The following is a 21,453-nucleotide window of genomic DNA, read 5'->3' as shown; positions in this document are numbered from 1 at the left end:
TTGGAATGCGGCGCAAGTGGTCGGGCTCCCGCACGGAAAGTGCTAGGCTAGTGTTTCGTTGCGTATCAGCGTTAGGAGGATGCCATGTCCGCACAGATGCCCGTAGTACCCGGTGAATTCGGTGCCGCGCCCGTATTCGAGTTCCCGTCCGAAGAGGCCCCCAAGGGCTTGAAGGTCGTGGAGCTCGTGGAAGGCGATGGCCCGATGGTGCGCCGCGGCGACCAGGTTACCGTCAACTACGAAGGCGTGGTCTGGGGGCATACGGAGCCGTTCGATTCCAGCTTCGCGCGCCACCAGCCGGCCACGTTCGGCATCGGCGTCGGACAGGTCATCAAGGGGTGGGACCAGACGGTGCCGGGGCACAACGTCGGTTCGCGGCTGCTGGTATCCATTCCGCCGCAGTACGGCTACGGCTCGGCGGGGGCGCCGCAGGCCGGCATCGGCGGCGACGACACGATCGTGTTCGTCATCGACATCATCTCGACCCGCTGACAGCGGGTCCCGTCAAGGCTGTATCGGCACCGGCGCATCTGCAGCGCCGGTGCCTTGTTTCACCATAGAGGAGGCTCATATCCATGGCAGAAGAAGAGAAGACCGTCCTGCTGACGCAGGAAGCGTACGACAAGCTCCAGGAGGAGCTCAACTGGCGGCAGGGCGAATACCGCGACGAGATCACCGAACGCATCGCGGCGGCCCGCGCCGAGGGCGACCTGTCGGAAAACGGCGGCTACCAGGCTGCCCGCGAGGAGCAGGGCAAGAACGAGGGGCGCGTCAACGAGCTGATCGTCAAGCTGCGCAACGCGAAGATCCTCGAGAAGCCGCAGGCCGGCGTCGTCGGCAACGGCTCGGTGGTCACGCTCGACCTTGCCGGCAATGAAATGGTGTATGTCGTCGGTTCGCGCGACATCGCCGTAGCCACCGACTACGACGTCATTTCCCCTGAATCGCCGGTCGGCGCCGCCATCATGGGCGCCAAGGAAGGCGATACGGTCCAGTACGCCACGCCCAACGGGCGCATGATGGACGTGCTGATCAAGGAAGCCAAGCCGCTGCAGTAAGGGCGTGCGGGCGGCCTGGTTCCATCCCGTACACGCAGAAAACGAAAAGGGGAGGGCATCGATACCGATGTCTTCCCCTTTTCGCGTAGGGGCCCTGCGTCCGTGGTGCCAACCCATCATGGGGCCGCGGGGAACCTAGAGGGCACAAAAGACGGAGGCGAACCTGAATCCACACGGCCTGCGGGGCGCCTGACAACGCGTGGCCGCCGATGCGGCGGCCACCTAGCCCATGTGGGCGAGGCGGATGATGACCAGGTAGATCGCCACGACATGGCAGGCGTAGCCGGCGACGGTGCCCAGATGGAAGATTTCATGGAAGCCGAATACTTTCGGCCACGGGTCGGGACGGCGCAGGCCGTACACGATCGCGCCGGCGATGTAGCACAGGCCGCCGGCCAGGATCAGGATGACGACGGCGGGACCGGCGGCCGGCGAGGTCCAGAACAGGCCCATGAACATGATGCCGGAAACGCCGAAGACGATGTAGACGGCCGTGTAGAGCCAGCGCGGGGCGTTGATCCAGCACACATGGATCGTCATCGCGATGGCGGTGCAGGTCCACATGCCGATGATGATGACCCGGCGCCAGAAATCGTCGAGCGCGAACGACACCGGCGTATAGGTGCCCGCGATGAGCAGGAAGATGTTGACATGGTCGATGCGCCGCAGTACGTCGGTGACGCGCGGGCTCCAGTCGCCGATATGGTAGGCGGCCGAATTGGTGAACAGGATCAGCGAGGCCGTCATGAACACGGCGCATGCCCATTTGAGGCCGGTGCCATGTGCGATGCAGATGAGTACGATGCCGGCGGCCAGCGCCAGCGGCGCCGTGATGGCGTGCAGCCAGCCGCGCATCAGCGGCTTTTCCCGGCCGTGTACGTCGAGGCGGATCTTGCGTTCCACTTCCTTGGGGGCGATGCCCTCGATCTTCGCAGCATGCGCCTCGCCCTTGGCGATGGCGAGCTTGGCCTTCGCGTCGGCCTTCGAACGGATGTTCTCGGCCTTCGTGCGCGCCTTGAGCCGCACGCGGTCGGCTTTCGCTTGCAACGCCTGTTCGCGCGCCTGGATCACCGCCTGCCGTTTGGCGGCGATTTGCGCGTCGCTGCGCTGGGGGGCCGAAGGTTTCGCCGTGCGTGACGCCATGGGGACCTCCATCATGTTGGTAGCGTTTGCCACTGTAGTCACCTCGTTTGCCGAAAGAAGGCGGAACGTACCTACGCAACCGTAAGCTACGTTTCCGTAACCACTGGAAGCTACGTTAGCGTAACTTAGCGATAAGTCAAATCCCTGCGTTCCTGAGCGCAAGGGGGAGGGACGGGTCGGCGACTGCTTTGCGCCGGGGGACATCTGCGTTCCTGGGCGCACGGGGGCGGCGCTGGCAGCGGGGCCGATAGAATGGCGGCATGGCAGATTTTTCCGAAGTATTGGCCACGCGTCCGGATTTCGACGATTCGGACCGCGAATGGCTGCATCATCTCGTTGCCGACTGGCAGGTCATCGCCGACCTGAGCTTCGCCGACCTCATGCTGATCCTGCAGAACGGCGACGGTTCCTACGTCATCGCGGAGCAATGCCGGCCGTCCACTGTCATGAGCCTGCGTCCCGACGACGTCGTGGGGTCCGTCGTGCCGCCCTCGTATGCGGAGGAACTCGATGAAGCGATGAAGAGCCAGTCGATCTTCCGTTCGACGACGCTGCGGCCGGTCGACAAATCGATGGTCTGCAACGTCTATGCGCCGATCCGCCATCGCGGCAAGACGCTGGGGCTCGTCGTGCGCGAGACGAACATGGCGACCCGGGAATCGAACGGACGCTACGAGCTCGAGAGCATCAACGCGGGCAAGCGGCTCTACGACATGATCACACGCGGGCAGTTCCCGTATTCCGATTCGGTGATGAACCAGCGCCACAACGCGCGCGTAGCCGACGGCTTCATCATCCTGACCAACGACGGCATCGTCGAATACGCGTCCCCCAACGCCATCAGCTGCTTCAGGAGGCTGGGGATGAACGGGACGATGGAGGGGCGCTACCTGAGCGAAATCGGCACGTCGCTGCTGCATGAGAAGGACCCGGTTCCCGAAACCCTCCCGCTGGTGCTTGCCGGCAAGGCCGCCGTCGACTCGGAGATCAGCACGAACCGGTCCGCCATATCGATGCGTTCCCTGCCGCTGAAGGACGAGGCAGGGCGGGTCGGCGCCATCGTGCTGTGCCGCGACGTCACGGAGCTGCGCCGCCGCGAAGTGGAGCTGCAGACGAAGGACGCGACGATTTCCGAAATCCACCACCGCGTGAAGAACAACCTCCAGGCCGTTTCGGCGCTGCTGCGGCTGCAGGCGCGCAAGACCAGCTCCGAGGAGGTCAAGAAAGAGCTGGCGGAAGCCCAGCGCCGCGTGCAGACCATCGCCATGGTGCATGAGGGCCTGAGCCAGACCGCCGACGAAATCGTCGATTTCGACAAGGTCATCGCCAATCTGCTGCGCATGAGCATCGACCTTGCCTCGATGCGCGACCAGCATATCTCCATCTCCTATGTCGGCAAGTTCGGCATGATGCCGGCGCAGGACGCGACGCCGCTGTCGCTGGTGCTGACCGAGCTGATCACCAATTGCGTCGAGCATGGCTACGAAGGGCGTTCCGAAGGGCATATCACCGTGTCCGTCGGCCGTTCCGGCACGAGCCTGAACGTGGTGGTGGAGGATGACGGCAACGGCATCGAGCATGAAGAGCACGACGGCATGGCGCGCTCGTCGGGCTCCGGGCTTGGCACGCAGATCATCAACACGTTCGTGAAGAACGATTTCGGCGGCACCGTCCGCTGGGAGCCCCGCCGGGAGGGCGGCACCCGGGTCGTGCTCGACATGAAGCTGCGCGCAGCCTCCTGAATGCATCCGGGGTATCCGGATGCGGGGCGCCGGGACCGGCGCCCCCTGTTTTTTCGGGAATGCCCCGGTGCGTGCGGGCGCCGGCATGCGAAAGGGCCCCGTCCTGACGGCCAGAACGGGGCCCTTGTTCTGCCATGGCAGACCCTACATCTGCATCTGCATCGACTGCGAACGGCGCGCACGCATGGCGCGGCGCTTCAGGGCGCGGCGCTCGTCCTCCGACAGACCACCCCACACGCCGTAGTCCTGATTGGTTTCCATCGCGCATTTCAGGCAGGCGTCGATGACCTTGCAGGTGCGGCAAACGGCTTTCGCCTCTTCGATCTGCTGATAGGCGGCGCCGGTGTTGCCGACCGGAAAGAACAGTTCCGGATCCTTGTCGCGGCAAGCGGCCTTGGCTCGCCAATCGAATGCACTGCTCATGGGATATCCTTCTTCTGCTGGGGGACTCTAAAGGCTGACGAGATTCCATGCTAAGTTCTCGGTGGGCAAATTTCAAGGGTTTGTAAAAACTTTGTTGAAAAAAGGCGACGCGCGTTTCCTTCTGCTAACGATGCCGTTGGTCTACGCAATGCACGCATTGGACGGCACGCGTGCCTTGCGGCGCAATGAGCACGGCGCGCCCTGCCGGCTGGCGCCGCCGGGCGCCGTCCATTCCGGCAATCGTTGCCGGAATGCCGTCGGCAAGGTCCACGGCCCGCTCGCCGGTGGGAAACACGAGCCGTACCGTGCAGTGTTCCGGTATGCGCAGATGGCGGCTTGATGTCAGCCCCATCGCCACGACGATGCGGGCATCCGCCAGCTTGCGCCGCAGCTCCTGCGCCTCCTGTGAGCCGTTGAGCGGATCGAGCAGGCGGTCCGCGTCGTCGATGACGTCCAGCTCGAGGCCGTAGGGAACCGGCTGGCGCCTTAGCCAGCGCAGCGTATTGGTCTTGCCGTGCCCCTGCGGCCCGATGATGGCGATATTGCCGGCATCCAGCGGGAGCCACGCGACATGGAGCGCAACGCCGTCGTCTTCGAGCCCTATCGGCAATGCCATGGCCAGCGGCGCCCTTTCCCGTTCGAGCCATGCCTGCAGTTCGGCCTCGCTCAGCGTGGCGGGCAGCGGCGTGGAGAAGAGCGGGGGCTCGCGCTCGTAGCGGTGCATCATGGCCGCCGCGTCGATGTTGCGCAGCAGGCCGCCGATGCAGCCGCTTGCGGCGCATTGGAACCGGCGGCAAGACCCGTCGACGGCTGCCAGCGCCGATCCGGGCCGGCTGCCATCCAAACAGGCCGCTTGCGACGTGCCGATCATTTCCTGCGACTGCATGGCGTCCTTGACGCGCAGGCATACGCGCAGCGCCATGTTCGCCTTCATTGCGCCGCTGATCTGGCCCATCGGGTTCTGGGTGCACGCCACCAGATGCATGCCGAGCGAGCGTCCGAGCGAGGCGACCCGGACCAGGCGGTCCATGTAGTCAGGCAGCTGATCCGACAGCGCGTGGAATTCGTCGACGACGATGACAAGGCGCGGCGGCGGCGACGGCATGGCGTCGATGGAGGACGCATGGCAGGCCGCCGCCAGGGCTTCGCGGGCCTTGAGCTCGCGTTCTGCGGCCGCCAGCGCGCGTACCGCGTGGCCGAGATCGAGGTCGCTGACGCAGCCGCGCACATGGGGCAGCCTGGAGAGCATGTCGAGGGCCGAGCCGCCCTTGAAGTCGAGGAACAGGAACTGCAGGCGCCATGGAGGCTGCAGGGCCGCCATGGCGATGCACCAGCTTTGCAGCAGCACCGATTTGCCTGACCCCGTCGTGCCCGCGACGATGGCATGCGGGCCATCCGCCGCCAGGTCGAGCGTGAAGGGGCGTGGGGACGCGGCCTGGACGCCTATGGGCACGCACAGCGATGGCGGCGGCTGCAGCCATCCACGGCTGATGGTCCGCCATGAGGCATCGTCGCCATGCAGTCCAAGCAGATGCTCAAGGTCGGGGCATCCCGGCGCGGCCTCTTCGGCCGCGCCTTTGGCCAAGGCTGCGCCTACAGGCGCCCTCGCTGCAGGCTGGCGGTCCACGGCACGGGACGCGTGCGCATCCTGGCCGCCATGGCGCACGGCAAGCGCCGCGACGCTGCCGATGCACCCTGCGCCGACCATGAGGGCGAACAGCCATTGCCGCTGCGCCAGCAACGCCGCCAGCAGCACTGCCTGGGCCGCCATCGGGGCAGCTGCCGCCACCGCGCGCAGCATGCCGCCCCGACGCGCTGGACGCCGCGCCTTGCGGCGTTTTCGTGAACCGAACATGCATCCAGTCTCGAAGCCGCGCAGCGTGCTTGCCAGCGCTCCGGGCGAAAGTGGATGGACGGGTGTGTCGTCCACCGCCGCCTAGGATTCGGCGAGCGTGCCCACCGTTCCGGCTTCGTGCGTGCCTTCGTTGAGCTCCTTGAAGAGCTGCGTGTTCTGCGCGTCGTCGAGGAGGACGCAGGAGCCGACCCCGTCCACGTAGTAGCCCGGATCGGTCCAGTACAGGCTGCCGGTAATGCCGCCCGAACCCGAAGCGGACTGGAAGGCGAGCGCCATCTGCATCAGCGTGAACGCATTCGTCTTCTCATCGACGTAGAGCGAATCGAGCGTCGCGTCCGCCACCTTCTTGATCTTGGGGAAATTGAACAGCGTGGAAGGCGAGAACGCTTTCTTGACGATGGCCCCGATGACCTGCCGCTGCCGCTCGGCGCGGCCGAAATCGCCATTCGGATCGGAATAGCGCATGCGCGAGAAAGCCAGGGCCGTCGTGCCGTCGGCGGTATGGCAGCCCGCCGTCCACGTCAGGTCGGATTTCTCGTCGTTCACGTCGCTGTCATAGCACAGCGTCACGCCGCCGAGGGCGTCCACGACGTCCTTGAGCCCCCCGAAGGACAGTTCCGCGACATGGTCGATCTTGTACCCGGTGATGTCCTCGACTTCCCCGACCAGCGCGGAGCGGCCGTAGAGGGACATGACGGCGTTGATCTTCATGTAGGCGCCGTCGACGGACACCAGCGAGTCGCGAGGAATGGAAATCAGCGAGCTCGGGCCGCTTTTGGGCTTCGTGAGGACGAGGATCGTATCGGTGCGCGCGCCGGTCGTGCCGTCCTGGCCGGTCGTGCCGTCGCGTTCATCCGAACCGAGGATCAGCCAGCTTTGCGCGGATGAATTGTCGGCGGTGCTGGTCAGCCACGGCTCCTTGTTGAGGTTGGCGTTCACCCATCCGACCAGCGCCGCCAGCGCCACGACGATGACGGCCAGGATGACGGCCAGCGCCTTGAGCAGGCGGTGCCGCTTCCTGCGCGGCTTGCGCGGCGACGGAGGCTGCGCAGCGGCGTTCGCTTTCCTGGCCGGAGGGCCCGGACGAGCTGGAGCGGGGGCGGCATGGCTTGTCGAGCCCTGCGTGGAACGCGTTGCGGGCGCATGCCCCCGAGCCGGCTCGAAACTGGGCGGAGCCGCAGTCGCCCCGCGGTCGCCGTTGCCGGTCCCGGCGCTTCCACGGGAGCGCGCCGGCTTCAGTGGCTGCGCCGGGGCAAACGATTGCGGCTGGGAACTGGATGACGCCGTACGGCTGTGCGCCTTTGCCGCGCCGGCGCGGGACGCTGGCGCGAAGCTGGGCGGTGCGGGGGACTGGGGGGTGCCATCGGGCTGCGTCATGGGGGATGCGTTTCCTTACACGCCGGTGGCGGCCGCAGGCTGCAGCGGCCGCCACCGGCCTTATCGGGGAGGTCAGTCGGTCTTGATGCCGCAGACCGTGAAGTTGATGTACTTGTCGGCGATGCCGATGTACTGGTTGGTGTCGGGGTCGAGGATGCTTCCGGTTTCCGGATCGACGGTGCCGCCGGTATTGGGGTCGATCAGCGTGCCGTCCGCCTCCTCGATCAGGCCGGTATCGGCATTGTAGGTGCCCTCGTCCTTGCCTTCGGCTTGCGTGCCGCTGCCGGTGCCGGCGGTTTCGGCGTCGGTCGCGCTGGGGGAGGCGGATGCGGAGGCATCGGCGGAGGAGGCGTCGTCCGTGGGCGACGCGGAGGAGGAATCGTCGCTGGAATACAGCGGTTCGGCATCCTTGAGCTTGGCCCAGACCTCGTCGGCGCTGTCGGCCCATACGACGTGGTTCTGGTTGTAGGCCCACGGCGTCACCGGCACCGTCTGCGCATAGATATGCGACGTGTCGAGGTTGGCCAGGCTCATCGCCAGGCCGACGAGCGCGCTGGTGTTCGCCATGCCGCTGGAGATGTTCAGCGAGCGGATGGCGGCCAGCGCGAGCTGGTAGAGCTGGTTCGACTGGGTGAACAGGTTCTTCGAAATCGCCTCGCGCAGGATCGCCTTGATGAGGTATTGCTGGCGCGTGGTGCGCATGATGTCGGAGCCGTCGGTATTGGTGCCGTGGCGCATGCGCGCGTACTGGGTGGCGGTCAGGCCGTCGAAATGGTTCAGGCCCTTCTTGAGGTCGAGGTCGGTATACGAGTCCTGGATGTCGGTAGGCAGGCAGATGTCGACGCCGCCGAGGGCGTCGATCATGTCGTAGAGACCCTGGAAATCCACGACGACGAAGTTCTTGATGTCCAGGCCCGTCAGCGAATTGACGGCTTCGGCGGTGCAGGTGGCGGCCGAAGCCAGGTTGCCGCCGACGCTGTAGGAGGTCGCGAAAATCGAATTGAACATGACGTCGTACTGCGCCGGCACGGTGCCGTTGCTGGTCTTGCAGCTGGGGACCGTGACGATGGAGTCGCGCGGAATCGACACGAGGTTGATCCACGAACGGTCGGCCGCGATCTGGGCGACCATCGTCGTGTCGGCGTTATGCAGTCCGGAATTCTCATCGGCATCGCCGGTGATGGACCCGGAGTCGCCGTCGCGCGTGTCCTGTCCCAGGATCAGGAAAGTGATGGGCTTGCCGGCATTCGGGTCAAGCGTTTCCTCGCTTTCGCCGTTCTGCGAAATGAATTCCACTTTCGTGTTCTGCACGGCAGAATCGATATTGATCCAGACGGCTGCTGCCGCGGTGCCGATGAACACCAGGATGCCGGCAATCAGGCAGCACAGGATCATGCGGCCCTTATGGCGTACCTGGTAGCCGACGGAGTGCCGGGGAGGCGTGCGATGGGAACCTCCGATATTGGGATTCGCGTCGCCTTGGTACCTATGAGAGGCCAAAATCTTGCCTTTCGTTTTCGCGGAAAAAGCCATGCGGGAGCACGGTCTGGTCTCCTGACGGAATGGTCAGCGGAACACTACGCTCCAAACGAGAAGCGATTATAAGACGCCAGCCTGAAAAAGCGGTAAAAACGCACGGATCGGGCACCGAAGATTTACCAAGCGCACCCCCGCTAGGGGCGTTTGCGTACACTGGAGACTATGCAATTAACAGGGACCACCGAAATACAGCGCCTGGTCGCCGGGACGCTGGAAGGCCAGCCGTGCGCCAATGCCGTCCGGATCGAGGAGCGGGTGACGGCCGTCATCACCGTGGAGAGCGACATGCGGTTCCTGCCTTCCACGCTGCATGCGGTGCTTGGCCAGAGCGTGGTCCCTGCCACCATCGTCATCGCCGACTGCTCCGGCCAGACGCTCCAGTCCGTGCAGGCCATGGCCGACGTGGCATGCGCCCAGGGCACCTCCAGCATTGCCATCCAGATCGTCAAGGTCGCGCAGGCGAAGTCGTTTGGCGACGCCGTCGCCAAGGCCGTGCGCAACGCCAGCATCGATACCGCAAGCCGCACGCTGTGGCTGCTGCATGACGATTCGCGCCCAGCCGACAGCCGATGCCTGGAACGGCTGCTCGAGGCATGGAGCAATACGCCGACGGCGGCCATCCTCGGCGCCAAGCAGCTGGACTGGCAAGGGCGCAGGCTGCATTCGGTCGGCGCCTATGAAGGCCACCACCGCGTCTGCTCGCTGGTCGTCGACGGCGAACCCGACCAGGAGCAGTACGACGGGCGCCAGGACGTATTCGCCGTGTCGCTGGCCGGCGCGCTGGTGCCCGACCATACGCTGGCGGACGCGCGCGGCATCAACCCATGGTTCACGACGTTCGCCGAATCGCAGGACTTCTGCCGGCGCCTGTGCCTCGCCGGCAAGCGCGTGGTCGTCGTGCCGCAGGCCCGCATCGCGCACCGGCGCGCGCGCTATGACGGCGTGCGCACGCATGATGGCCGCCCCCTCGACCCGCAGCAGCCGCAGGACACGACGATGGCCCGGCTGTCGGCCATCCAGAAATACCGGTATACCGACATGAAGGCGCCTTGGTGGCCTCTCGCGTGGCTATGGGGCATCATCGTCGCCGTACGCTCGGCGGTACGGCAGCTGTTCGCGAAGTATCCCTACCGCGCCTGGTGCAGGCTGTGCATGCCGTGGATCGCGCTGGCCGGCATCCCCGGGGCGCTGGGCGCCCGCAGCCGCATCCAGTCGGCCGGGGCCGTAAGCCGCGCCGACCTTGCGATGGTGAAGGCCGACCGCGGCCAGATCCGCCAGTGGAAGGCCGCCACGCGGGAATTCCATGACGACGAGGAGCGTGACGTCCTCAACCCCCTCGCCCTGGCGCATCTGCGGGCGCGCCGGATCAGGCGGTGGTCGCTGGCCGCCATCGCGGCGCTGCTGGCGTTCGGCGTCGTCGCGGCGATGTACTGGACCATCCTGCGCTATGCCTTTTCCGACGCATCGCTGTATTCGGACACGCTGCTGCCTACCGGCGCATCCTTCGGCCAGCTGGCCGCGGCGGCCACGACGCCCTGGGCATTCGGCACCGGCACCGGCACGCCGGCGCCGCCGACGCCCTTCCTGCTGGTGGTGCTGGTCGCGTCGCTGTGCACCGGCGGCAATGTCGCCGCGTCGCTGTCGCTCATCTTCTTCCTGTCGGCGCCGGCCATGGTGCTGTCCTTCTGGGCCCTGGCCGGAGTCGTGACCCGTTCGGACGCCGTGCGCGTCATCGCGGCGCTGGCATGGTTCGCGATGGCGATGGCGCTGGGCTTCTACGCCGACGCGAACCTGCCGATGCTGTGCGTCATGGTCTTCCTGCCGGCGGCCTTCGCCTTCTCCTGCAAGGCCGTGGGCATGTACCGCACCGAGCAGCCCGTCAATCCGCGCGCCTCCGTGCAGGCCGCCGCCGTGTCGGCCCTGCTCTACATCCCCGTCGTGGCGGCCGAGCCCCAGCTGCTGCTGGCGCTGGTCGTCGTCTTCCTGGCTTTCGTCGTGCTGGTGCGGTCCCACCGGCTCAAGCTGCTGCTCATCCCGTTGCCGGCGGCGTTCGCGCTGGCGCCGACCATCGTAAACTGCGTGAAATACCCGCAGATGTGGCGCCAGCTGTTCGGCGATGTCATGACGCCGTCGCGCTCTGCCAACGGCACGCCGGCGGTACGCAACCTGCTGTCCATCGCTTCCGATGCGCTCGGCATCACCGGCGGCATCGACCTGTTCTCTGCCTCCGCATGGAGCGATCCGGAGGATGTGCGCGCCATCCTGATCCTCGCATTGCTGGCGGCGTTCCTCATCGTCGCCGTCTTCGCGCTGGCCAGGCCGTCGCTGTTCCGCGCCAGCCATATCGCATGGATCGCCATCGCATGCGGCATGCTGCTCGCCATCGCCTCGGGCGCGGTGACCATCGGCGTCGCCTCATGGGGCGACGCAGGCGGCAGCGCCATGCCGGGCTTCGTCATGGCGCTCATGGGCGTATTCATCTGCATGTGCATGATGGCCGGCCCGGCCGTCAAGCGCTTCGCCGAGCTGAACGCCGCCAACGGCACGCGTTCGCTGAACCGTACCGCCAGCCTGCTGGTAGCGCTGGCGCTGGCGGCCATGGCCACCCTGGGCGGGTGGGCTGGATATGCCCGCCAGGACGGCGGGTCGGTGGCCATTACCGGCACCGGGCTGCCGATGGTCGCGCAGGAATACCTGTCCCAGGACCCCGACCGCAGGGTGCTCGCGCTGTGCGCATCCAGCTCCAATACGGTGGAATACGCGGTCATGCGCACGTCCCGCGGCGACCTCATCGACGTGTCGCCGGCCGAACGCGTCCGTTTCGCATTCGACGCCGAAACGAATCCGGAGAACGACCGCATCGCGCTGCTGGGCGGCCGGCTGCTGGCAAACGCCGACTCCGACGCCATCGACGAGCTGGCGTCGCTGGGGTTCGGCGGAATCTATGTCGTGGAAGGCTCTGCAGCCAGCGCCAAGGCGAGCGACCAGCTGATTTCCAACATCACGTCCTCGTCCGGCGCCAAATCGGTGGTGAGCAACGATTCGGGCGAATACTTCCGCGTATCCAGCGATGACGGCGCGGACGCCCGCATCGATACGTCCTGGCAGATGGCCACGCAGTCCAGCCCATGGCGCGTCGCATGGCTGTGGTGCCTTGGCATCATCGTCGCGCTGTATCTCGTCGCCGCGCTGCCACGGCGCCATCGCACCATCAGGGAGGAAGCATGAGCAAGCAGATTGGCAACGGCGGCAACGAACCGGCATCGCGCGGGGCCAAGGCCGCCCATGCCGCCATCGGGACCGTAGGCGCCATCGTGGCCGCATTGGTGGCCGCGTCGCTGACCGTGCTGGAGCCGGCGTCCGTGCCCGCAACGCAGGCGTCGGTGTCCAGCGATGCCATCAGCCAGCAGGTGAGCCCCAAGCAGATCGAGCAGTATTGCCCCGCGCAGATGAACCTCGCCGACACGGGGTCCTACGGCGATTCCGAATTCCAGGCGTCGGTGGGCGACATCGCGTCGTCGACGCGCTATGCGGCGTTCGGCTCGGTGTTCCATGCGCAGACGGAGGCGCTGGGCGACTCGGATGGAGACGACGCGTCCGTACTGGATGCCGCCGATGACGACGCCGATGTCGTGCTGTCGAACGGCACGGCGCAGGAGGGCGGCACCGTATTCGACACGCGCATCCTGAGCGCCGAGGACGGCACCGGGGCCGCGGGAGCGCTGTTCTCGTGGGCGACGCAGGGGGATATCGAAGGCGTATCGGCCGCCTCGTGCGTTGCGGTGGGCCTGAACCAGCGGCTGCTGGTGCCCGCTACCGGCAACGGCAATACCGAGCAGCTGGTCATCGCCAATCCGTCGGACCAGGCCACGTCGGTGCAGATCAACGTCTGGGGCACGTCCGGCAAGGTCGCCATCGCCACCAGCGGCACCATCGCGCTGGGAGCTTCCTCTTCCAAGACGGTCGATCTAGGGGCCGCCGCCGCCAATGAAAACGGCCTGTACGTCGAGGTGTCCAGCGACACGACGCCGGTAGCGGCCGTCGTGCGGTCGATTGCGATGGACGGCCTGACGCCGCACGGCTCCGATTTCGCGGTGCCGCTGCAGGAAGCGGCCACGACGCAGGCGATGGCGCTCGACGAGGGCAGCGCGTCGGTGACGCTGCGCCTGTTCGCCGAGGACGGCGCGGACGCCTCGGTGTCCTGGATTACGCAGGACGGCCTCAAGGAAGCCGGCGACGTGCAGCTCAAGGGCGGCCAGGTGGCCGTCAAGGAGCTCGGGGATGCGCCCGAAGGGGTGCGCGGCGTGCTCGTGCAAGCGGACCATGCGGTGAATGCGCAGGCGTATGCCGCCTATGACGGCGACGGAGGGCAGCGGGATTTCGCGCTGGCGAACGGCGTGGCCGGCCTGTCCGATTCCGCCGTGGCGTTGCCGGAGCATGCTTCCGGCGCCGTCGTGCTCGCCAATGCGTCGCAGTCCTCCGTGGACGTGACCGTCGAGGCCATCGGCGCGGACGGCTCCGTCAAGCAGACCAAGGAGCAGGGCCTGGACGCCGGCCACGGCATCCGGCTGCCCCTGGGCGACCTCGGGGACGACGTGGCGGCCATCCGCGTGTCGGCGCCGCAGGAGGCGCTGGCATGGGGGGTGTGGGCCACGAACGCCGAGGTGGACAAGGCTGGGCTGGCCGGCGTCGGCTTCCTGCATGCGAACGAGCTCAAGGTCAACCAGGAAACCGTCTTCGCGCGCGCCGACCAGGGCATCGTGCGCTAGGGGCGTGCTGCCGCTACATGCCCCAGTCCGGATCGATTTCCTCGGGGCGGCGCCCATAGAGCTCGGCCAGGCGGTATACGAGTTCGTCGCGGATGAGGAACTGCAGGTCCTGCCGGTCCTGCGCATGGGTCTGCAACGGCATGCGGTAGAGCACGACGCGGGCCGGGGAGCCGTGCGTGGCGGCGAACGCCTGCGACGAGAGGTTGGGTTCGGCTTCCCATGGGGCCGGGGCGGAAGGCGGCACGTCCTCGACTGCGAACTGCACCGGCTGGACCAGCTCGGGCCATGCGGCCGCCAAGCGGCGCAGCTGCGACGCCACGCAGTCGTCGAAATAGCCGCTGCGCGTGCGGTAGCGCGGCAGCCGCCGCCCGAACGTCGGCGTGCGGATGCCCCGTCCGTGCCGGTTGCGGTAGACTTTGGCTTCCCATGGAGGTGTATACATGGTGTCCACCATAGGGCAAACCCTAAAGCATGCGCTATGATGGTGCGCTAGCCGCCGGGCGAGTGCCCGCGCAATCCGGAACAAGGAAGGAACGCCCATGAACGCAGACGGCCACGTGCAGGTACCCGACTGGCATGACGTCGATATCGACGCCCTCTGTGCCGGCGTGAGGCTGGTGGCGTTCGACCTTGACGGCACGCTGGCCCGCTCGAAGAAGCCGATGAAGCTGCCGATGGCGCAGGCCTTTTCCGAGCTGACTTCCCATCTTCCGGTCGCCATCGTATCGGGCGGCACGATGGCGCTGGTGACCAGCCAGGTCACCGACATGCTTACCGACAGCGCCTGCCGGGCCAATCTCCATCTCATGCCGACCAGCGGCACGCGCTATTACCGCTGGGACGGCACGCAGTGGGCGCTGCAGTACCGCCATGACCTCAGCGACGAGGACCGCCGCCGCGTCGCCGCTTCGCTGGAACGCAACGCGCGGCGCCTGGGGCTGTGGGAAGAGCGGGCCTGGGGCGAGCGGATCGAGGACCGCGGCAGCCAGATCACGTTTTCGGCGCTGGGCCAGCAGGCCCCGCTGGAAGCCAAGGAAGCGTGGGACCCGACGAACGTCAAGAAGAACATGCTCAAGGAAGCCGTGCAGGCCGACGTGCCGCATCTCGAGGTGCGTTCGGGTGGCTCGACGAGCGTCGACGTATCGCTGCGCGGCGTCGACAAGGCCTATGCGGTGGGCGAGCTGGCGTCCAATCTCGGCATCGCCGTGGCGGACATCGCGTTCATCGGCGACCGGATGGATCCCGACGGCAACGACTATCCGGCGGCCCGCGCCGGAACGCAGGCGCTGCGGGTCGCCGGCCCCGAGGATACGCTGCGGGTCGTTGCGTCGATGAACGAGATTCTGTCCTCACGCGGACGCTGAACCGTCCTGGATGGATTGCCTGCGATGACGAGGCTGGAAGGCGCCGCCGCACGTCAATGGGGCGCAGCGTTGCGCGACGTGCTGTTCCCGCGTGGCTGCGCCGGCTGCGGCATGCCCGACGAAACGCTGTGCGGCCGGTGCCGTGCACTGCTGCAGCGGCCTGCATCGTTTCCATTGCCTTCGGCGCTGCTGGGGGCCGGCTTCGCTGCGGCCCGCTATGAGGGGCGCATCCGCGAGGCGATCCTCGGATGGAAGGACCATGGCGACGAGGAATGCGACGGGCCGTTCGGCGACGCCCTGTCGTCGCTGGCGGCGGGAACGGTGCCGTGCCAGCCGCCAGCGCCCCTGGCCAGCATGTGCAGGCGGTTCGACGTCGTCGCCGTGGTGCCGGCCCCGTCGTCTCCTTCCAGCGAGCGGGCTCGCGGCAGGCGCCATGTCGTCCCGCTGGCGCGCAGCGTAGCCGCAGCACTGCAATCCAGGGGCATCCGAGCGCAGGCCGTGGCATTGCTGCGCCACGAGCAGCCCCGGCGCCGGGCCGTTGCAGGCAAATCGGTGGAAGAGGCCTCGGTGCGCCAGCGCGCCGGCCGCATCGCGCACGCCGTCACGGCGCAGCCGGCGCGCGGCTTCCTCGCCGAAGTGGGGGAGGGCGCCACGGCAGCCGCCGTCATCGTCGACGACATCGTCACCACCGGCGCGACGATGGGGGCATGCGCCCAGGCGCTGGCCGGCGAAGGGCTGCCGGCGATCAGCGCGCTGTGCCTTGCGGCCACGCCCAGGCAATAGGCCCTCAGTCGGCCATCCCGTCGTGGTAGCGGGGGAGGACTATTTCGAAATCGACGCCGCGGTCGTCGTCGACGACCTGCACGGTGCCGCCGTGCAGCTGCGCCGCCCACCGGGCGATCGACAGGCCTAGGCCGGTGCCTCCCGATTCGGTGCCCGGTCCCGACCGGCCCCTCACGAACCGCCGGAAGATGGTGTTGCGGTCTTCCTTGGGGATCTGCGAGCCGAAATTGACGACGTTGGTGACGATCGTTTCGTTCTCCAGGTCCTCCCGGGCCTCGACGAGGATCGTGGCGCCTTCCTGCGAATGCTTCAGCGCGTTGCCGATGATGTTCGTGAACAGCTGGCGCAGTCGGTTCTCGTCCCCTTCCATCACGATGTCGTCGGGGACGTGCAGCTCGATCGTATGGCTGCGCGCGTCGGCGATTTCCAGGGGGCCGACCGTTTCGTCGATGAAGTTGGCGAAGCTGAATTCCTGCACGTTCAGCGATGCGGCGCCGGCTTCCATGCGGGACATGTCGAGCAGGAAGGCGATCAGGTCCGACAGGCGGTGCGTCTGCTGCAGGATGCTTTCCAGGTTCGCTTCGGTCGGCTCGACGACGCCGTCCGCCATGTTCTCGACCATCGCCTGCAGCGCGGAGACGGGGGTGCGCAGCTCATGGCTGACGTTGGCCACCATATCGCGGCGCATCTGGTCGGCGTGCTGCAGCTCCTCGGCCATCTCGTTGAACGTCAGCGCCAGCTGCGTGATCTCGTCGTTGCTGTGGGTGTCCACGGCCATGCGCACCGAATAGTCGCCTTCGGCCATCGCCTCGGCCGCCTTGCGCATCTGGCGCAGCGGGGCCGTCAGCCCCCGGGCGAAATAGTAGGTGAAGACCAGCGTGACGACGATGGCGATGGGCATGGAAAACCATCCGTTGATGCCCGCCTTCGACAGGAACCACGCGATGAGGAAGGCCATCACCGTCGACACGACGATGAGCAGGCTCAGCTCCACTTTCAATGAGGTAAACAAGCCGAAGGGGCGTTCGACCTTCAAGGCATGGCCATGAGTCGAATGCCCCTTCTCCTGGTGCGAAGCAGTCATTGCGTCCGGCTTACCTCTCCGGAGGCTCGAACGCATACCCGACGCCGTGCACGGTGCGGATCATCGACGGCCCGAGCTTGTGGCGCAGCGCCTTGACATGCGAATCGACGGTGCGCGTGCCGGAGGCGTCCACCCAGTCCCACACCTCTTCGAGGAGCTTTTCGCGCGTGAGCACGCTCTTGGGCTTGCGTGCCAGCGTCGCCAGCAGGTCGAATTCGGTGGGGGTCAGGTGCACGGGCTCGCCGTTGAGGGTGACGAGCCGCTGCGCCGGGTCGATGACCAGCGAGCCGAAGTCGAGGATCTTCTCGGTTTCGGAATTCTTCGCGATCACCTTCGCGCGATCGACCCTGCGCAGCAGCGCCTTGCAGCGGGCGATCAGCTCGCGCATCGAGAACGGCTTGGTCATGTAGTCGTCAGCGCCGGCGCCGAGGCCGATGATCTTGTCGGCTTCGTCGTCGCGGGCGGTCAGCATGAGCACGGGAACGGGACGTTCGGCGACGATGCGTTTGGTGGCCTCCAGACCGTCCATCACCGGAAGCATCACGTCCATGATGACCAGATCCGGCTTGAGCTGCATCGACGCCTGCACGGCGCTTGCGCCGTCGGCCACCACGCGTGCGCTCCAGCCTTCTGCGGAAAGGCGCTGGGCAATCGCCGTGGCGAGCGTGGGCTCGTCTTCGACGATGAGCACGGTGCGCGGCGTAGCCTTTTGCGCTGACGTATTGATCATGATTCCCTTCGCTTTCCTCACTAGTCCTGGGGTTCCAGGAACACCGCGCCGAGTGCCGGGACGGTGATCTTCGTGGACCAGTCGCGCGAATGGTAGGGCTCGTTCACTGCTTCGATATTGGCGTTATGGATGCCGGAGCCGCCGTACTTCTCGTCGTCGGTCGTCAGGACTTCCTTCCAGCGGCCTCCGCTGGGAAGGGGCACCTGGTAGTCCTGCCATGCGCTGCCCGAGAAGTTGACGACGACGACCATCGTCTCGCCGTTCTTGCCGATGCGCATGAACGACAGCACGTTGTGGTCGGCATCGTCGCTGGTCAGCCACTGGAAGCCGTCGGGCGTGAAGTCCTGGCTCCACAGCGCCGGGCGGCTCTTGTACAGCGCGTTGAGGTCGCCCACCAGCTCCTGCACGCCGCGGTGGTCGGGCCAGTTGAGGCAGTCCCAGTCGAGCTGGCCGTTGCAGTCCCATTCGCCGTACTGGGCAAGCTCGTTGCCCATGAACGACAGGTTCTTGCCCGGATGCGCCCACTGGTAGGCGAACAGCATGCGCACGCCGGCGTACTTCTGCCAGTCATCGCCCGGCATCTTGCCGTACAGCGACCCCTTGCCGTACACCACCTCGTCATGGGAAATGGGCAGCACGTACTTCTCCGAATAGGCGTACACCATCGAGAACGTGATCTCGTCGTGGTGCCACTTGCGGTTGATCGGCTCCTCGTGCAGGTACTGCAGCGTATCGTGCATCCAGCCCATGTTCCACTTGAGGCCGTAGCCCAGGCCGCCGGCGTCGGTAGGCGCCGTGACGCCCGGGTAGGCGGTCGATTCCTCGGCGATCATCATGATGCCCGGGTTGTTCTTGTACGCCGTGGCGTTGGCTTCCTGGATGAACTCGATGGCCTCGAGGTTCTCGCGGCCGCCGAACCGGTTCGGGCGCCACTGGCCGTTCTCGCGGCTGTAGTCCAGGTAGAGCATCGAGGAGACGGCGTCGACGCGCAGGCCGTCGATGTGGTATTCGGCCAGCCAGTAGCCGGCGTTCGCCACCAGGAAGTTGCGCACCTCGCGGCGGCCGAAGTTGAAGATGTAGGTGCCCCAGTCGGGATGTTCGCCGCGCAGCGGGTCCGGATCCTCGTACAGCGGCGTGCCGTCGAAGCGCCCCAACGCGAAGGAGTCCTTCGGGAAATGGGCGGGCACCCAGTCCATGATGACGCCGATGCCGGCCTCGTGGAGCTTCTCGACGAGGTACTTGAAGTCGTCGGGGGAGCCCAGGCGCGAGTCGATGCCGTAGTAGCCGGTAACCTGGTAGCCCCAGGAGCCGCCGAACGGGTGCTCGGCCAGCGGCATGAACTCGACGTGCGTGAAGCCCAGCTTCTGCACGTAGGGAACGAGCTTGTCGGCCAGCTCGCGGTAATTGTGGACGTCCTTGCGCCAGCTGTTGGCATGCACTTCGTAGATGCTGACCGGCCCCTGGTGCGGATCGGTGGCGGCGCGGGCCTCCATCCAGTCCTGGTCGGCCCACTCGTGGTGCGACTTGACGACGATCGAGCCGGTGCGCGGCGGGATCTCGTGCGAGCGCTCCATCGGGTCGGCCTTCATCTCCCAGTTGTCGTAGGCGTTGAGGATCTCGAACTTGTAGATCTCGCCTTCGCCCACGCCCGGCACGAACAGCTCCCAGACGCCCGAGCAACCCAGTTCGCGCATGGCGAACGCGCGGCCGTCCCAGCCGTTGAAGTCGCCGACGACGCGCACGGCATGCGCGTTGGGCGCCCACACGGTGAACGCGGTGCCTTCGACCGGCTGGCCCTTCGTGCCGTCGGCGGAGCCCATCGGGTCGTCGTACGACTTGACGTGCGCGCCCATGACCTCCCAGAGGCGCTCGTGGCGCCCCTCGCCGAACAGGTAGAGGTCGGTGTCGCCGATGGTGGGCAGGTAGCGGTAGGGATCGTCGCAGACGGTCACGTCGCCGTTCTCGTATTCGGTGCGGATGCGGTAGTCCGGGACGCCGTACTGGCCGCCCTTGGAACGTACCGAGGGCACGACGGCGACGAACACGCCGTTATGTTCGTGCGTCGCCGGGGTCTCGCCGTCCGGCGTGACGATCGTCACGGACTTGGCGAGCGGCTTGAGCACGCGTACCGTCGTGGATGCGGCGTCCTTGCCCTCCCCGAGGTGGGCGCCGAGAATCTGGTGCGGGTTGTAGAACTGGCCGTTGCTCACTGCGTTGAGCTGGTCGGCGTTCACCGCGACCGGCGCTGCCAGTGCGGCGGCGCCTTTCTTTGATGTTGTTTTTGTTGTCATGGCAAAAGCATAAGCATGAATGTGAAGATTCGGGGGCCTTTCACTCACATTCCCAGACAATTCTCTTACTTTTTGGCTGAAGGCGGCGCATCGTCCACCGCCGCTGGCACAATAAAGATGTTTACGTCTGCCAAAACGGAGGGTTCATGGGGTACAAAGTCGGCGATATGGTCGTTTATCCACGCCACGGTGCGGCGAAGGTTGAGGCCATTACCGAACGTACGGTGAAGGGCATCACGAGGGAATACCTGCAGCTTTCGGTGCTGTCTTCCGATGGCCTGGTCATCAACGTGCCGGTCGAGAACGCCAAGAAGGTAGGGGTGCGCGACATCGTCGACGCACAGGAAGTCGCCAAGGTCTTCGAGATCCTGCGTACGCCGATCATCGAAAAGGAAATGAACTGGTCGCGCCGCTACAAGCTCAACGTCGAGAAGATCGCGACCGGCGACGTGAACAAGATCGCCGAAGTGGTCCGCGACCTCGCCCAGCGCGACGTCGACGAGCACGGCCTGTCCGCCGGCGAGAAGCGCATGCTTACCAAGGCCCGCAGCATCCTGACCTCTGAAATCGCGCTGTCGGAAAAGCTCGAGGAGTCGGAGGCGCAGCGTTTGCTGGACGTCAATCTTGGCTATGCCGAGCCGCAGCCGGGCGACGATGGCCACCATACGTTCGCTCCGCAGGAAGCGGCCGCCGATACGCTGGCGCGCATCGAAGCCGAATCCAAGAAGACGGCGAAGAAGAAGAAATGACCGTACAAGCCATTGGGCCGGTCCCCGGGGAGTCCCTGAGGACCGGCCTTGGCGTTGATGCCCACCGTTTCCTAACGGAGCCGGATCCCGCTCATCCGCTGAAGGTGTGCGGGCTGGCATGGGAAGGCGAGGGCAGCGGCATCGACGGCGATTCCGACGGCGACGTCGCCGTCCACGCGCTGATCGACGCGGCGCTTTCGGCTGCAGGAGCGGGGGATATCGGCTCGTTTTTCGGCGTCGGCCCCGATTCGCGCGGCGCCGGCATGGACGGCATCGCCATGCTGGAAGAAGTCGCTGCGGCATTGCGCGCAGCACGCTGGGTTCCCGTCAACGCCGCCGTCACCGTCATCGGCAACCGTCCGAAAATCGGCAGGCGCCGTGGCGAAGCGCAGGAAGCGCTGTCCGGCGCGATGGGATGCCCGGTGTCGGTGTGCGCGACGACAAGCGACGGCATGGGCTTCACCGGCCGCGGCGAAGGCATCGCGGCGATGGCCACGGCGCTGCTGCGCCGTGCAGATGAAGCGCGGGCTGAATAGCTCTGCCCCC

At 66.4% G+C, this 21,453-nt stretch carries 18 protein-coding genes; 9 read left to right on the top strand and 9 right to left on the bottom strand.

Going from position 1 to position 21,453, the window contains the following annotated elements:
* Positions 1 to 84: 84 nt before the first annotated feature.
* Positions 85 to 492, top strand: coding sequence for an FKBP-type peptidyl-prolyl cis-trans isomerase (locus tag AC1AXT_RS01295; protein ID WP_476539989.1), 408 nt, complete (start codon positions 85 to 87; stop codon positions 490 to 492).
* Between the two features lie 83 nt (positions 493 to 575).
* Positions 576 to 1,058 (top strand): GreA/GreB family elongation factor, encoded by a 483-nt coding sequence (locus AC1AXT_RS01290; RefSeq protein WP_476539987.1) that lies wholly within the window; start codon positions 576 to 578, stop codon positions 1,056 to 1,058.
* 222 nt (positions 1,059 to 1,280) lie between these two features.
* Here AC1AXT_RS01290 and trhA read toward each other — a convergent pair whose 3' ends face one another.
* On the bottom strand, positions 1,281 to 2,201 hold the full coding sequence (gene trhA, locus AC1AXT_RS01285) for a PAQR family membrane homeostasis protein TrhA (protein WP_476539985.1): 921 nt from the start codon (positions 2,199 to 2,201) through the stop codon (positions 1,281 to 1,283).
* 260 nt (positions 2,202 to 2,461) lie between these two features.
* Between trhA and AC1AXT_RS01280 the strand changes: the two genes are divergently transcribed.
* Positions 2,462 to 3,943, top strand: a complete 1,482-nt coding sequence (locus tag AC1AXT_RS01280; protein ID WP_476539983.1) for a sensor histidine kinase — start codon at positions 2,462 to 2,464, stop codon at positions 3,941 to 3,943.
* A 144-nt stretch (positions 3,944 to 4,087) separates the two neighbouring features.
* Here the strand turns inward: AC1AXT_RS01280 and AC1AXT_RS01275 are convergent, their stop codons facing one another.
* From AC1AXT_RS01275 to AC1AXT_RS01260, 4 genes are all read right to left on the bottom strand, one after another.
* Complete coding sequence (locus AC1AXT_RS01275) at positions 4,088 to 4,366, bottom strand: WhiB family transcriptional regulator (RefSeq protein ID WP_476539981.1); 279 nt, start codon at positions 4,364 to 4,366, stop codon at positions 4,088 to 4,090.
* A 124-nt stretch (positions 4,367 to 4,490) separates the two neighbouring features.
* Complete coding sequence (locus AC1AXT_RS01270) at positions 4,491 to 6,221, bottom strand: FtsK/SpoIIIE domain-containing protein (protein ID WP_476539979.1); 1,731 nt, start codon at positions 6,219 to 6,221, stop codon at positions 4,491 to 4,493.
* A gap of 81 nt (positions 6,222 to 6,302) precedes the next feature.
* On the bottom strand, positions 6,303 to 7,598 hold the full coding sequence (locus AC1AXT_RS01265) for an LCP family protein (RefSeq protein ID WP_476539977.1): 1,296 nt from the start codon (positions 7,596 to 7,598) through the stop codon (positions 6,303 to 6,305).
* Positions 7,599 to 7,670: 72 nt separating this feature from the next.
* Entirely contained in the window at positions 7,671 to 9,098 is a 1,428-nt protein-coding gene (locus AC1AXT_RS01260) for an LCP family protein (RefSeq protein WP_476539975.1), read from the bottom strand.
* A gap of 201 nt (positions 9,099 to 9,299) precedes the next feature.
* On the opposite strand from AC1AXT_RS01260, the gene AC1AXT_RS01255 reads away from it, so the two are divergent.
* Together AC1AXT_RS01255 and AC1AXT_RS01250 are read left to right on the top strand one after the other, a co-directional pair.
* Positions 9,300 to 12,365: a glycosyltransferase family 2 protein gene (locus AC1AXT_RS01255; protein ID WP_476539973.1), complete on the top strand. Its 3,066-nt coding sequence runs from the start codon at positions 9,300 to 9,302 to the stop codon at positions 12,363 to 12,365.
* Positions 12,362 to 13,906 carry a DUF5719 family protein gene (locus AC1AXT_RS01250; RefSeq protein WP_476539971.1) on the top strand — a complete coding sequence of 515 codons (1,545 nt, stop codon included), beginning with the start codon at positions 12,362 to 12,364 and terminating at the stop codon, positions 13,904 to 13,906. Before AC1AXT_RS01255 ends, AC1AXT_RS01250 begins: the two co-directional genes overlap by 4 nt.
* Before the next feature lie 13 nt (positions 13,907 to 13,919).
* On the opposite strand, the gene AC1AXT_RS01245 is transcribed toward AC1AXT_RS01250, so the two are convergent.
* A complete protein-coding gene (locus AC1AXT_RS01245) occupies positions 13,920 to 14,348 on the bottom strand; it encodes a metallopeptidase family protein (protein ID WP_476539969.1) in 429 nt (142 codons plus the stop codon).
* 97 nt (positions 14,349 to 14,445) lie between these two features.
* Between AC1AXT_RS01245 and AC1AXT_RS01240 the strand changes: the two genes are divergently transcribed.
* Both AC1AXT_RS01240 and AC1AXT_RS01235 read left to right on the top strand, forming a co-directional pair.
* On the top strand, positions 14,446 to 15,270 hold the full coding sequence (locus tag AC1AXT_RS01240; protein ID WP_476539966.1) for an HAD-IIB family hydrolase: 825 nt from the start codon (positions 14,446 to 14,448) through the stop codon (positions 15,268 to 15,270).
* 24 nt (positions 15,271 to 15,294) lie between these two features.
* Positions 15,295 to 16,053 carry a ComF family protein gene (locus tag AC1AXT_RS01235; protein ID WP_476539964.1) on the top strand — a complete coding sequence of 253 codons (759 nt, stop codon included), beginning with the start codon at positions 15,295 to 15,297 and terminating at the stop codon, positions 16,051 to 16,053.
* A 4-nt stretch (positions 16,054 to 16,057) separates the two neighbouring features.
* Here the strand turns inward: AC1AXT_RS01235 and AC1AXT_RS01230 are convergent, their stop codons facing one another.
* Genes AC1AXT_RS01230 through glgB form a run of 3 tightly spaced genes read right to left on the bottom strand, consistent with a single transcriptional unit; the run spans position 16,058 to position 20,158 of the window.
* Positions 16,058 to 17,137 (bottom strand): sensor histidine kinase, encoded by a 1,080-nt coding sequence (locus AC1AXT_RS01230; RefSeq protein WP_476539962.1) that lies wholly within the window; start codon positions 17,135 to 17,137, stop codon positions 16,058 to 16,060.
* A gap of 10 nt (positions 17,138 to 17,147) precedes the next feature.
* A complete protein-coding gene (locus AC1AXT_RS01225) occupies positions 17,148 to 17,867 on the bottom strand; it encodes a response regulator transcription factor (RefSeq protein ID WP_476539961.1) in 720 nt (239 codons plus the stop codon).
* 20 nt (positions 17,868 to 17,887) lie between these two features.
* A complete protein-coding gene (gene glgB / locus AC1AXT_RS01220) occupies positions 17,888 to 20,158 on the bottom strand; it encodes a 1,4-alpha-glucan branching protein GlgB (RefSeq protein WP_476539959.1) in 2,271 nt (756 codons plus the stop codon).
* 146 nt (positions 20,159 to 20,304) lie between these two features.
* Between glgB and AC1AXT_RS01215 the strand changes: the two genes are divergently transcribed.
* Both AC1AXT_RS01215 and ispF read left to right on the top strand, forming a co-directional pair.
* The gene (locus tag AC1AXT_RS01215; RefSeq protein ID WP_476539958.1) at positions 20,305 to 20,907 is read left to right on the top strand and encodes a CarD family transcriptional regulator; all 603 of its coding nucleotides are present in this window, start codon (positions 20,305 to 20,307) and stop codon (positions 20,905 to 20,907) included.
* Positions 20,904 to 21,443 carry a 2-C-methyl-D-erythritol 2,4-cyclodiphosphate synthase gene (ispF, locus tag AC1AXT_RS01210; protein ID WP_476539956.1) on the top strand — a complete coding sequence of 180 codons (540 nt, stop codon included), beginning with the start codon at positions 20,904 to 20,906 and terminating at the stop codon, positions 21,441 to 21,443. The genes AC1AXT_RS01215 and ispF overlap by 4 nt, the downstream gene beginning before the upstream one ends.
* Positions 21,444 to 21,453: the final 10 nt, after the last annotated feature.

The sequence above is a fragment of the Bifidobacterium sp. LH_450 genome (assembly GCF_056356715.1).
The sequence above is the reverse complement of the archived record's forward strand: the minus strand, read 5'-3'. Positions and strand labels throughout refer to the sequence as shown.